The sequence below is a fragment of the Sediminimonas qiaohouensis DSM 21189 genome (assembly GCF_000423645.1).
GTDB lineage: Bacteria > Pseudomonadota > Alphaproteobacteria > Rhodobacterales > Rhodobacteraceae > Sediminimonas > Sediminimonas qiaohouensis.
This window is the reverse complement of record NZ_AUIJ01000014.1, coordinates 1-12,500: the sequence shown is the minus strand read 5'-3', so window position 1 is coordinate 12,500 and position 12,500 is coordinate 1. Positions and strand designations below refer to the sequence as shown.

General features: G+C 63.4%; 12 protein-coding genes, 1 tRNA gene and 1 pseudogene. 7 read left to right on the top strand and 7 right to left on the bottom strand.

Going from position 1 to position 12,500, the window contains the following annotated elements:
• Nucleotides 1-22 precede the first annotated feature (22 nt).
• The 3 genes from G568_RS0112250 to G568_RS20580 form a co-directional block, all read right to left on the bottom strand.
• A complete protein-coding gene (locus tag G568_RS0112250; RefSeq protein ID WP_026758314.1) occupies nt 23-1,276 on the bottom strand; it encodes a sarcosine oxidase subunit beta family protein in 1,254 nt (417 codons plus the stop codon).
• A 253-nt stretch (nt 1,277-1,529) separates the two neighbouring features.
• Nucleotides 1,530-2,960 (bottom strand): Glu/Leu/Phe/Val family dehydrogenase, encoded by a 1,431-nt coding sequence (locus G568_RS0112245; protein WP_026758313.1) that lies wholly within the window; start codon nt 2,958-2,960, stop codon nt 1,530-1,532.
• Nucleotides 2,961-2,988: 28 nt separating this feature from the next.
• Nucleotides 2,989-3,144: a hypothetical protein gene (locus G568_RS20580; protein WP_211222255.1), complete on the bottom strand. Its 156-nt coding sequence runs from the start codon at nt 3,142-3,144 to the stop codon at nt 2,989-2,991.
• Nucleotides 3,145-3,421: 277 nt separating this feature from the next.
• On the opposite strand from G568_RS20580, the gene G568_RS0112240 reads away from it, so the two are divergent.
• The 3 genes from G568_RS0112240 to G568_RS0112230 are packed head-to-tail and all read left to right on the top strand — an operon-like array spanning nt 3,422 to nt 6,059.
• Nucleotides 3,422-4,975 (top strand): pilus assembly protein TadG-related protein, encoded by a 1,554-nt coding sequence (locus G568_RS0112240; RefSeq protein ID WP_245582941.1) that lies wholly within the window; start codon nt 3,422-3,424, stop codon nt 4,973-4,975.
• Nucleotides 4,972-5,505: a TadE/TadG family type IV pilus assembly protein gene (locus G568_RS0112235; protein WP_026758311.1), complete on the top strand. Its 534-nt coding sequence runs from the start codon at nt 4,972-4,974 to the stop codon at nt 5,503-5,505. The genes G568_RS0112240 and G568_RS0112235 overlap by 4 nt, the downstream gene beginning before the upstream one ends.
• Nucleotides 5,505-6,059, top strand: coding sequence for a TadE/TadG family type IV pilus assembly protein (locus G568_RS0112230; RefSeq protein ID WP_037374096.1), 555 nt, complete (start codon nt 5,505-5,507; stop codon nt 6,057-6,059). The genes G568_RS0112235 and G568_RS0112230 overlap by 1 nt, the downstream gene beginning before the upstream one ends.
• 34 nt (nt 6,060-6,093) lie before the next feature.
• Here G568_RS0112230 and G568_RS0112225 read toward each other — a convergent pair whose 3' ends face one another.
• Entirely contained in the window at nt 6,094-6,618 is a 525-nt protein-coding gene (locus tag G568_RS0112225) for a hypothetical protein (RefSeq protein ID WP_051202971.1), read from the bottom strand.
• A gap of 83 nt (nt 6,619-6,701) precedes the next feature.
• The gene (locus G568_RS0112220) at nt 6,702-7,292 is read right to left on the bottom strand and encodes a TetR/AcrR family transcriptional regulator (protein ID WP_026758308.1); all 591 of its coding nucleotides are present in this window, start codon (nt 7,290-7,292) and stop codon (nt 6,702-6,704) included.
• A gap of 121 nt (nt 7,293-7,413) precedes the next feature.
• Here G568_RS0112220 and G568_RS18765 point away from each other — a divergent pair, with 121 nt between their 5' ends.
• From G568_RS18765 to G568_RS0112200, 4 genes are all read left to right on the top strand, one after another.
• Complete coding sequence (locus G568_RS18765) at nt 7,414-7,653, top strand: hypothetical protein (protein ID WP_211222254.1); 240 nt, start codon at nt 7,414-7,416, stop codon at nt 7,651-7,653.
• Nucleotides 7,654-7,810: 157 nt separating this feature from the next.
• Nucleotides 7,811-9,097, top strand: a complete 1,287-nt coding sequence (locus G568_RS0112210; RefSeq protein ID WP_026758307.1) for a homoserine dehydrogenase — start codon at nt 7,811-7,813, stop codon at nt 9,095-9,097.
• A gap of 69 nt (nt 9,098-9,166) precedes the next feature.
• Nucleotides 9,167-10,930, top strand: a complete 1,764-nt coding sequence (recJ, locus tag G568_RS0112205; protein WP_026758306.1) for a single-stranded-DNA-specific exonuclease RecJ — start codon at nt 9,167-9,169, stop codon at nt 10,928-10,930.
• 75 nt (nt 10,931-11,005) lie between these two features.
• Nucleotides 11,006-11,080 (top strand) — tRNA-Glu (locus G568_RS0112200).
• Between the two features lie 6 nt (nt 11,081-11,086).
• On the opposite strand, the pseudogene G568_RS20865 reads toward G568_RS0112200, so the two are convergent.
• Together G568_RS20865 and G568_RS0112195 are read right to left on the bottom strand one after the other, a co-directional pair.
• Nucleotides 11,087-11,452, bottom strand: a pseudogene (locus tag G568_RS20865) (site-specific integrase); the annotation flags it as partial.
• Nucleotides 11,453-11,973: 521 nt separating this feature from the next.
• On the bottom strand, nt 11,974-12,500 hold a 527-nt coding region (locus tag G568_RS0112195), incomplete at its 5' end, for an ABC transporter ATP-binding protein (RefSeq protein WP_026758305.1).

Below are 12,500 nucleotides of genomic sequence, written 5' to 3'. Positions count from 1 at the left end.
ACCGTCCTTTCCCACTGGCGCCTCAGTGCAGGTTGTGCTGGCTGCCGGTGCCTTCCTCGTCCATCAAACCGCGCCCCGTCTGGAAACGATCCAGCCGGAAACCAGCCGCCGGCGCGTGCGGGCGGTCGGTGGCCATCAGATGCGCAAAGCTGTAGCCCGACCCCGGCACCGCCTTGAACCCGCCATAGCACCAGCCGCAGTTCAGGTAGAGCCCCTCAACCGGCGCCTTGTCGATGACGGGCGATCCATCGGGTGTCATGTCCATGATCCCGCCCCAACTGCGCAGCACCCGCGCCTTGCCGATCATCGGCATCAGGGTCATGCCCGCCTCCATCACGTGCTCCATCATCGGCATGTTGCCGCGCTGCGCGTAGGAGGCGTAGAAATCCAGGTCACCGCCAAACACCAGCCCCCCCTTGTCGGACTGGCTGATGTAGAAATGCCCCATGCCGAAGCTGACCACGTGATCGATGCACGGCTTCAGCCCCTCGGTGACAAAGGCCTGCAGGATATGGCTTTCGATCGGCAGGCGCATCCCCGCCATCGCCGCCACCTGTCCCGAGCGGCCGGCCACCACGATGCCCACCTTTTTCGCGCGGATCGCGCCGCGCGTTGTCTGCACCCCGGTCACGCGGCCCTGCTCGATGTCGATGCCGGTGACCTCGCAATTCTGGATCAGGTCCACGCCGCGCTGATCGGCGCCGCGCGCATAGCCCCACGCCACCGCGTCGTGCCGGGCGGTGCCGCCGCGCGGATGGTACAGCCCGCCATAGATGGGAAAGCGCGCGTTGTCGAAATCCAGGTAGGGCAAATGCCGGCGCACGCCGTCACGGTCCAGCAGTTCGGCATCGTCGCCCTGGTTGATCATCGCGTTGCCGCGCCGCGCAAAGGCGTCTCGCTGCCCGTCCGAGTGGAACAGGTTGATGAGCCCCCGCTGCGAATGCATCACGTTGTAGTTGAGTTCTTGCTCAAGTCCCTCCCACAACCTTAGCGAATGGCTGTAGAATTCCGAGTTCCCCGGCAGGAAATAGTTGGCCCGCACGATGGTCGTGTTGCGCCCGACGTTGCCGCCCCCGATATAGCCCTTTTCCAGGACCGCGACATTGGTCAGCCCGTGTTCACGCGCGAGGTAGTAGGCCGTCGCCAATCCGTGGCCGCCACCGCCGATGATGATCATGTCATAGGCCGGTTTCGGCTCGGGGTCGCGCCAGTGGGGCTGCCAGCCCTTGTTGCCGGTCAACCCTTCCTTAAGAACGCGCAGTCCCGAAAAGCGCATGACATCCCCCTCGTATCCGTGCGGTCCAACTGAACCAACTCCGGCGCAGCATAGCAATGGGCAACTGCGCCAGCAGCAGGGGTTTTCGACATTCCCGGGTCAATGCACGACGCAACTCGGCGCCGGGGCACGCGTTGTGCCAACTGCGCTGAAGCGTGCTTCAGAAACTCTTGAACCGGATGTGCGTGGTCCCGCCGCCGCGCCGTAAACACCTCTCGGCGGCGGGAATCACACGATCGAGGCTGAGAGCGACTCAGATCCCCTTGGCACGATAGCTGGCGACAACGCGGCTGATCGCGCAGATATAGGCGGCGGTGCGCAGATCGTGGACGTCGTCGCGCCCATGCCAGACCTCGCGCATGGATTGATAGGCAATGCGCATCGTGTCATCGAGCCCCGAGCGCACCAGTTCAAGCTCGTCCGCGCCGCGCAGGTACTTTTCCTTGAACTCCGGGCGGATCGACCACGCATCGCCCAGGTAGCGGTCCAGCCGCTCCAACTCGTCTACAACAAGCTGGTGGCGCGCCTCTTCCTGGCGGCGTTGCAGGCGGCCGAACCTGATATGGCTGAGGTTCTTCACCCATTCGAAATAGGACACGGTCACACCGCCGGCGTTGGCATACATGTCGGGGATGATGATGACGCCCTTCTCGCGCAGGATGTCATCGGCGCCGGCCGTGACCGGGCCGTTCGCTGCCTCGATAATCAGCGGCGCCTTGATCCGCTCCGCGTTGCTGCGGTTGATCACGCCCTCCAATGCGGCCGGGATCAGGATGTCGCACTCGGCTTCCAGAACGCTGGCGCCTTCTGCGGAATGCACCGCATCGGGGTACCCTGTCACGCCACCATGCTTGACGATCCATTCCCTCACGGCTTCGACATCCAGGCCCTTTTCATTATACAGCGCGCCATCCCGCTCAATAATGCCGGTGATAAGCGCGCCGTCCTCGCCATGCAGAAACTTGGCCGCGTGATAGCCAACGTTCCCGAGTCCCTGCACGATCACGCGCTTGCCCTCCAGCTTGCCCTCAAGGCCCGCGGCCGCCACGTCCTCCGGGTGGCGGAAAAACTCGCGCAGGGCGTATTGCACGCCGCGCCCCGTGGCCTCGACCCGCCCGGCGATGCCGCCGTTGTCGATCGGCTTGCCGGTCACGCAGGCGCGGCTGTTGATGTCGGTGGTGTTCATGCGCGCGTACTGGTCCGCGATCCATGCCATCTCGCGTTCGCTGGTTCCCATGTCGGGGGCCGGCACGTTTTGCGCCGGGTCGATCAGGTCGCGCTTGATAAGCTCATAGGCAAACCGGCGGGTGATCAGCTCCAGCTCGTGCTCGTCCCATTCGCGCGGATCGATGCGAAGCCCGCCCTTTGACCCGCCAAAGGGGGCCTCGACCAGGGCGCATTTATAGGTCATCAGGGCCGCCAACGCCTCCACCTCGTCTTGATTGACCTCCATGGCGTAGCGGATGCCGCCCTTGACCGGCTCCATATGTTCGGAATGGACGGATCGGTATCCCGTGAACGTATGCATCCGCCCTCGCAACCGCACACCGAACCGCACCGTGTAGGTCGAGTTGGCAACTCGTATCTTTTCCTCCAGACCAGGAGCGATATCCATGAGCGCCACCGCGCGGTTGAACATCAAATCTACACTTTCGCGAAAGGTTGGCTCTTTGATCTCGGCCATCTCTTGGGGTCCTCCTGGGTGCGATCGCTCAAATTGCGGGCGCAAAACCTGATTGTTGCATGTTTGCAGGGCAGTACCAGAAAGGTTGCGCGTTTGAACGCAAAATGAAACCGTCAATCCATGACTTCCCGCGAAAATCGCGACGAAAGCGCACAGATTTTTCGGAAACTTGCTCGATTACCATTTCTTAAAGTCGATCAATTCCAGATATTTGGCATTTTTGTTTACTCACATTCGGAATATAGCAGGTGGCCTGACGAACTTCCGCCCAAATTCGGCCATCTTTACAGGTGATTAATGGCGCCTGCCGTTCGTCCGGTTGGGGAGCGGCGAATCGTTGCGCAATAGGGGTACTCTTCATGCGACTGTGTCAAAAAGCGAAGCCATCGTGCGACGCCCATTCGGTGCGGGATCGCGTCCTACGTCACATGCATCGTTTCGCGCGCCAAGAAGACGGCGTCATGGTGATACTGTCCCTCTACATGTTCCTGATCATGATCCTTGTCGGCGGCATCGGTGTCGATCTCATGCGCTTCGAGATGGAGCGGACGCGCCTCCAGAACACGCTTGATCGTGCGGTGCTGGCCGCCGCCGACCTGGACCAGACATTGGACCCCAAAGACGTGGTGATGAACTACTTCGACAAGTCGGGGCTGGGCAACCACCTGACCCGCGACGATGTCACCGTCACCCAGGGCGTGGGCTTTCGCAAGGTGCAGGCCACGGCCAGAAGCACCTTTGACACGCATTTCATGCACCTAACGGGCGTCGAAACCCTAACCGCCCCAGGCGCCGGCGCCGCCGAGGAAAGTATCGGCAGCGTTGAGGTATCTCTGGTCCTCGACATCTCCGGCTCAATGAACAGCAACTCGCGGCTCAGCCGCCTGAAACCGGCGGCGCGCGGGTTCGTCGACACCATTCTGGACAACTCGGAAGAGGGCAATGTGTCCGTTTCGGTCGTGCCCTACGCCACGCAGGTCAACGCGGGCGAGGCCCTTCTTGACCAGTACACAACCACCCACGAGCATGACTATTCGCACTGCGTGAACTTCATCGCAGATCAGTACAGCAAGCCGAACCTTGCACGCGACGTCGCGATGCAGCGCACCGCGCATTTCGACGTATTCACCTATTCCGAAGACCCGATCAGCACTCCGGTCTGCCCGACGCGGGCCGAGTCCGAGATCCTGCCTCTTTCGGGGGATCGCACGACACTTCACAACCATATCAACAGCCTGACAGCGAAGGGCAACACATCGATCGATATCGGAATGAAATGGGGCACCACCCTGCTTGATCCCGGCACGCGCAGCGTGGTCAGCGACCTGGTCGCGGCGGGCGAGATCAGCTCGGACTTCGAAGGCCGCCCCGCCGATTATCGCGATGGCGAAACGCTCAAGATCGTGGTGCTCATGTCGGATGGGCAGAACACGGACCAATACATGCTCAATCCCTCCCTGCGCGACGGCGACTCGGAGGTTTGGTACAACGAGGAGACAGGCAAGTATTCCGTTTACAAAAGCGAACGGGAGACCAACTACTATTGGCCGCATGCCGACGAATGGCACGATCATCCGTATGGCAACGGCACTTACACTCAATGCCAGTGGGAACTTATAAACTGGCAAGACCAATACATCTGTTCAGAGCAGAGTGAGCCCGGCACGGCCGTGCGCCTGACCTACCCCGAGCTGTGGGCGCAGGTGTCACTCGCATGGAATGCGCATTACAACTATGCGTTCAGCAGCAGCCGATGGGCCGACTGGTACAACTCCGCCTACACGTACCTGAACGGCACCGCCAAGGATCAGCGCACCGATCACATCTGCGACGCCGCCAAGGACGAAGGCATTGTTGTCTTCACCATCGGTTTTGAGGCGCCACGCAGTGGCCGCCGCGTATTGAAGCGCTGCGCCAGCTCAGCAAGCCATTATTTCGACGTTGAGGGCCTGGAAATCGAAGAGGCATTCGCCTCCATCGCCGCATCCATCAGTAAGCTGAGGCTGACTCAATGACACGCACGCACATGCGGTTCATAGGGTTCTGGCGCGACGAGCGGGCCAACCCGACCCTGGAGTTCGTCATCATGTTTCCCGTGATGGTGTTCTTCCTGCTCTCGTCGGCCGAGCTGGGCTTCATCACCATGCGGCACACGATGCTGGAGCGCGCTGTGGACATGACGGTGCGGGACATCCGCCTGGGCACCGGCAGCGCACCGCAACACAGCGAAATCAAGACGCAGATCTGCGATACCGCAGCAATGATCCCCGATTGCAACGACAACCTGCGCGTCGAGATGATCCAGATTGACCCACGCAACTGGGTCGCCCCAGATCCGACGCCCGATTGCACCGATCAATCAAAAGAGGTGAAACCCGTCCGCACCTTCGAAAACGGACAGGAAAACCAGATGATGGTGATCCGGGTCTGCGTGAAGTATCAGCCCCTCTTTCCACTCACGGGACTGGGTGATGCACTGACCAAGGACGGGGCGGGGTATGCCGCCATGGTAAGTAGTACGGCCTTCGTGCAGGAGCCACTGTGATGATTTTACCAAATGCGATCAAAGGCTTCTTTCGCAGGTTCCGCAAGGAAACGAGCGCCACCGTTGCGGTAGAAGCAGTGATAATACTGCCTATCCTGTTTTGGGCCTACATGGCGATGTTCGTTTTCTTCGACGCCTTTCGCCAAACCAGCATCAACCAGAAAGCGGCCTTTACGATTGGCGACATGCTCTCGCGCGAGACCACCGCGATAAACAACGACTATCTCGATGGCCTGGACAACATGTTCAAGTTCCTCGCGCGCTCTGACGACACCGCGCGGCTCCGGGTCACCGTCGTCCGCTGGCACGAGAAGAGCAAGAAGTTCAGGCGTGACTGGTCACAAACACGCGGGGATGTCGATGCTTTGACCGCCTCCAACGTCGCGGACATGACCGACGTGCTACCAGTGGTCCCAGATGGCGAGCGCATCATCCTGGTCGAAACCTGGTCCCACTATACAGCGCCGTTCAATATCGGCCCGCTTTCGCAAGATCTGCACAACCGGGTTTTCACGCGTCCGCGCTTCGCCCCCAAGCTGGTTTGGGAATCTTGACGATCAAGCGCCCTGAGCAGGCCGCGCGCGGGCGTCAGCCCAATGTGCCGCGCTCTGCCAGCAGCGCCTGCAGCGTATCGGCCATGAACTTGGTCTGAGGTCGCGGCGTGACACCGCCCACGCCCACGCGGCGGCCAACGCGCCACCACAGCCCAGGAAGCCACTGACGCCCCAGCGGCTCGGAGAGGCGAAGCGTGAAGCCGTTGGATGGCTTGAAAGCGAACATCCCCCGTTCGATCCCCTCTATCATGTCCAACGGCGCCACCACCGTGCCGTCGCTCATGCGCAGGCCTGTTTCGGTCAGTTCCAGCTGCCACCGCGTTGCGCGGCGCATGCTCTCCGATAGGATCAGCGCGCCGCCCCCCACGACCAGCAGGAAAACCTGCCATCCCGTCTCTTGCGGCGGCGAGGCCAAAGCGATGTAGAGCATCGCGCCCCCCAGCACCACCAACATCCCAACCCCGATCAGACGGCGCATCCCGGTCGCCCCGACCCGCGCCATAACCTCCGGTGCCTCTGTCTGCTGTGGGCCCTTGTCCGGGCCGGTCTCGCTCGTCATCGCCTGTTTCCTTCCTTGATCCCGCCGCGAACGCATATCCTGCCAAGCGCCGGGATGCGAGGGGGCAATGCGCGGGGCACGCCCTATACTGCCGAGACAGCCTTGCGCACCATGTCCCAGTATACCTGTTCCACCTCGCCCGCGCTCAAGCGGCCGGCGCTGCGGTACCAGGTGGTGACCCCGGTCAGCATCGCGATCACCGCCAAAGTGACGATCTTGCTGTCGGGCACCGCGAACACCCCGTCACGCACCCCCTCGCGCAGGATCTGCTCCAGTTGGTCCTCGTAGGTGCGGCGCAAGCTCTCGATCACCTCGAAATTGCCCGGCGTCAGGCTGCGCAACTCCATGTAGGACACGAACACCGCATCCGGACGATCAAGATGAAACCGAATATGGAACCGCGTGAATGCCTCCAGCCGCTCAAGCGCATCGCGGCCCTGGGCCAGCTCCGCGCGCGCCGCCAGCAATTCATGCATGTGCTCGCGCATCAGGTCGAACAGCAGGCTCTGCTTGTCGGTCGTGTAGTTGTAGAGGGCACCTGCCTGCACGCCCACCTCGGCTGCTATCTGGCGCATCGACACGGCGGCAAACCCATGCCGCGCAAACAACCGCAGCGCCGCGCGGTGTACCCGCGGCCCGGTGATATCCGAATGAGACCCCTGCGTTCGTGCCATGGAGCCTGCTTAACTGAACGCGCGTTCATATCAAAGCCCCGTCTTGCAAGCCACGCGGGAGTGCGGCACACATGATGCACACGGATGAACGGACCGCACGATGCGCACCCTTGCCTGCCTCATGATCCTGACAGTACTGCTTCCCGCGATCCCGGGCTGCACCCGGTTTCCCGCCCTCGATGATACCGTCGCGCCCCAAGACGAACAGGCCCCCTACCCGGCCCTCAAACCGATCGAGCCGCTGCTGGACGATCCGCAGGACAGCGCGCGCTCTGATCCCGACACCCAGGAAGAGGCCCTGAAGGCGCGCGCCGACGCCCTGCGCGCCCGCGCCGCACGGCTGCGCGCCGAAACGCCCTGACCCCCGACACCCGCCGCGCACGGTGTTTCTTCTGGCCGGAAATATCCCGGGGGTCCGGGGGCAGCGCCCCCGGTCCGGCGATTGCCGCGTTGCAAGGTGGGGGCGAACCCGGTACATCGCCATCAACACGCAAACATGACCAAGAACGGAGATCACGATGACACAGCCCCTGCGCCTAGGGATTGCCGGATTGGGAACCGTCGGTGTCGGCGTGATCCGAATTGTGCGGACGCAAGCCGCGCTGCTCTCGGCCCGCACCGGGCGCGACATCGTGATCACCGCCGTGTCGGCGCGCAACCGCGACAAGGATCGCGGCGTCAACCTGGACCGCTACGATTGGGAAGACGACCCCGTCGCGCTGGCCCGGCGTGATGATGTCGATGTTCTGGTGGAACTCATGGGCGGTAGCGATGGCCCCGCCAAGGCCGCGACGGAGGCCGCGATCGAGGCCGGTAAGGACGTTGTCACCGCCAACAAGGCAATGCTTGCCATCCACGGCCAGGCACTCGCCGAAGCCGCCGAAGCCGCCGGGCGCGTGATCCGCTTCGAAGCGGCGGTCGCGGGCGGCATCCCGGTGGTCAAGACCCTGTCCGAGGGGCTGGCGGCCAATGGCATCACCCGCGTGATGGGCGTCATGAACGGCACCTGCAACTACATCCTGACCCGGATGGAGGCCGAGGGGCTGGGCTATAACGCGCTCTTCGAAGAGGCCGCGCGCCTAGGCTTTCTCGAGGCCGACCCGAGGCTTGATGTCGGCGGCATCGACGCCGGCCACAAGCTGGCGATCCTGTCGTCGATCGCCTTTGGCACGCAGGTCAGTTTCGACGCGGTGGAGCTTGAAGGCATCGACCGCATCGCGCTCGAGGATATTCGCCACGCCGCCGATATGGGCTACCGCATCAAGTTGCTGGGCGTGGCACAGATGACAGGTCGCGGCCTGGAACAGCGGATGTCGCCCTGCCTGGTTCCGGCGGCCTCGCCGCTTGGACAGCTCGAAGGCGGCACCAACATGGTGGTGCTCGAAGGTGATGCAGTCGGCCAGATCGTGATGCGCGGCGCCGGTGCCGGCGAAGGCCCCACCGCAAGCGCGGTGATGGGCGACATCTGCGATATCGCACGCGGCACCCGTAGCACGGTGTTTGGCCAGCCCGCCACGACCTTGACGCAGGCCAAGCCGGCCCGCACGGCGCTGCCTGCACCCTATTACCTGCGCATGTCGCTGAGGGACCGGCCCGGCACGCTGGCGCGTATCGCGGCGATGCTCGGCGAGGCGGGCGTTTCGATCCACCGGATGCGCCAGTATGATCACCCCGACGACAGCGCGCCGATCCTGATCGTGACCCACAAGACCACGCGCGCGGCCATCGACGCCGCGCTGGAGGCAATGCAAGCAACCGATGATGTCACCGAAAGCCCCGTCGCGTTGCGGATCGAAACGGTCTGAGCCGCATATCGTACCGGCCGGTGGGGACCTCGGGACACTGAGACCGCTTGAGCAATGGGAAAGCACACCGTGAGTTTTCTGGGAGTCGACGCATCACTGACCGCGCGCCGCTGGATCGGGCCCGGGCAGGAGGTGGAGCGCATGGCCGAGGCAATGGCGCAAAGCACCGCCCTGCCGGCGCCCGTGTGCATGACGCTGGCCCGGCGCGGCGTTGCCCCCGAGGCCGCCGCCGCGTTTCTTGAACCACAACTGCGCGATCTGATGCCCAACCCGCGCGGCCTGCGCGATATGGAGAAAGCCGCCGTGCGTTTCCTGGCCGCAGTGGGCAGCGGCACCGAACGGGTCGCGATCTTCGCCGACTACGACGTCGACGGCGGCACCTCTGCGGCGCTTTTGCTGGACTGGATGCGCCGGATGGGCCGCGAGGCAACGCTCTATGTGCCCGACAGGATCGACGAGGGATATGGCCCCAACACCCCCGCGATGGAACAGCTGGCGCGCACGCATGATCTGATCATATGCGTTGATTGCGGCACTCTCTCGCACGAGCCGATCGCCGCGGCGGTGGCCTTGGGCGCTGATGTGATCGTCCTCGATCATCACCTTGGCGGTGAAACCCTACCGCCGGCGCAGGCGGTGGTGAACCCCAACCGGCAGGACGAGACCGGCGATCAGGGCCACCTGTGCGCCGCGGCGGTGGTGTTCCTCATGCTGGTCGAAGCGGGGCGGCAGTTGCGCGCGGCGGGCACTCAGGGGCCGGACCTGATGGCGATGCTGGACCTGGTCGCGCTGGCCACGGTGGCCGATGTCGCCCCCCTGACCGGCGTCAACCGCGCCTTCGTCCGGCAGGGCCTGCGCGTCATGGCCCGCCGTGAACGCCCCGGACTGGTTGCGCTGTGCGATGTGGCGCGACTGGACAAGGCGCCCAATTCCTATCACCTGGGCTTTGTCCTGGGGCCGCGCGTGAACGCGGGCGGTCGCATCGGCAAGGCCGATCTGGGCGCGCGCCTACTGGCCTGCACCGACATCGCTGAGGCACGGGCCATGGCCGACCGGCTTGAGGAATTGAACACAGAGCGACGCGAGGTCGAAGCCGCCGTGCGCGCCGCCGCCATGCAACAGGCTGAGGATCGCGGGCTGGACGCGCCGCTGGTCTGGGCGGCTGGCGAGGGCTGGCATCCCGGGGTCGTGGGGATCGTCGCCTCGCGCCTCAAGGAAGCGACCAATCGCCCCGCCATCGTGATCGGCCTGGATGGTGATGAAGGCAAGGGCTCGGGCCGTTCCGTCGCCGGCGTGGACCTGGGCGCGGCGATACAGCGGCTGGCGGCCGAAGGGCTGCTCCTCAAGGGCGGCGGGCACCGAATGGCGGCAGGGTTAAGCGTGGCGCGCGAACTGCTGGAGCCCGCCATGACTCGCCTGTCGGAGCTGCTGGCGCGGCAGGGCGCGGGCGAGGCCGGCCCGGCCGACCTGCGCCTTGACGGTGTGCTGATGCCCGGCGCCGCGACGGTCGAGCTGATCGAGAGGATCGAGGCCGCCGGCCCCTTCGGCGCCGGGGCCCCCGCGCCGCGATTTGCGTTCGCGGACATGGAACTGCGCTATGCCCGTCGCGTCGGCGATAGCCACCTCAAGATCCGCTTTGGCGATGGAATGGGCGCCACCATGGACGCGATCGCATTCGGTGCATACGACGGCCCGATGGGCGCCGCGTTGGAAAACCACGGCGGCAAACGCTTTCACCTCGCCGGCCGACTCGAGATCAACGAATGGGGCGGACGCAAGAGCGTTCAGCTCCGCCTCGAAGACGCCAGCCCCGCCGCGGACGGCGGCGAGTAAAAAACTGCAAATCCGGCAAAATTTTCCCTTGCACGCAGAGGCCGCTTTGCCTAGATACCGCCTCACGCCAAGGATGGCCCGTTCGTCTATCGGTTAGGACGCCAGGTTTTCAACCTGGAAAGAGGGGTTCGATTCCCCTACGGGCTACCACTACACCTATTTTTCCCTTGTTTTACTGACACTTAGGCCAGAAACTGGACCACGAATTTCTGGCCGTGGTCCATCTTGCGCGCCAGCAAGCCGCCGGGAAGCGGCCGCCGCAGCCCCTCGGCGCTGGAATCTCTTGGTGTAGATTCCCGCTGTCTTTGCTGCTGTCCATCCGAACGATGACATCAGTTCGTATTCGGTCGCGCCATTCTCTGCCATGGCTGCCGCAACTCCTTTCCGGATACCGTGCTGCGATCGCTTCGCCTTCCCGTTTGGGCCAACGAGGCCCGCGGCGATGACCCATTTTCGCACACGGTTGTCGAGGCTACCCGATGACGCGAAGGGCTTTCCATATTCAGTCGCAAGGTATGTCTCCCGATCGGTATGGTGTTCAAGTTCTTCGGCGAGCGCTCCGTCGAATGGAAGTGCAACGAAGGCAGACCCTTTTTCCTTGGCTGCTACTCAAGTTGACGCACACCGTCATGAACGCGCTCGTTGCCTGGCCCGAGAGTCGGGGCATCGCCAATCCTCCCGTGTGTCGCATGCGCCAGACAAAACCATAGCCGGGCCATGGCGCCTGGGCCGTGCTTATTCAAGAATTTCTCAACATCTTCGGCGCTCCACGGAGTCGCGCCCCCTTTATTCTCGTGCCCTGACTTCACACTGAATACGGGGCTGTTTGGGGGATACCACCAATCTTGGCCCCATTTATATGCTGCGCGTATGGCTTTCAGGCATGTCTCGGCGGCTCCAGTGCGGCCGCCGAATCCATCCCGAATGTGGATGAAGGCCTCGCGGGGAAGGTCCGCATCGAGCGATCCAATACGATCGCCGTCTGGATCCTTCGTGTCGCACGCGTGGGTTATGTGTTATCGTCAAGTATCACCGTATCTGCATCAGCCGCCCAGATAGAGCTTGGCGATCTCGGCGTCATGCAGCAGAGAGTCGGCCGTGTCGGTCATCTTGACCGCGCCGCCTTCGAGAACATAGCCGCGATCGACATACGGCAGGGCCTGTCGGGCGTTCTGCTCAATCATCAGGACGGAAACGCCGGTCTGGCGGAGCCCGGCGACCAGTTGAAAGATTTCTTCAACGATCTTCGGCGCCACCCCGGCCGAGGGTTCGTCCAGCAAAATGACCGACGGCTCGGGGATGAGCGCGCGCGCCAGCGCCAGCATCTGCCGTTCCCCGCCAGAGAGCGTGCCTGCCAACTGTTTGCGCCGCTCGCCCAACACCGGGAAAAGCGAAACCATCTCCTCGATGCGCGCTTCGCGCCGCGATCGGGACAGGCGCGCCCCTCCGATCTCGAGATTTTCCAGGACGGTCATAGTTCCAAAGACGTTGGATACCTGCGGGACATACGCCATTCCGTGCGCGACCATTCGTTCCGGCGCCTGACCGGTGATGTCCTTCCCATCCAGCA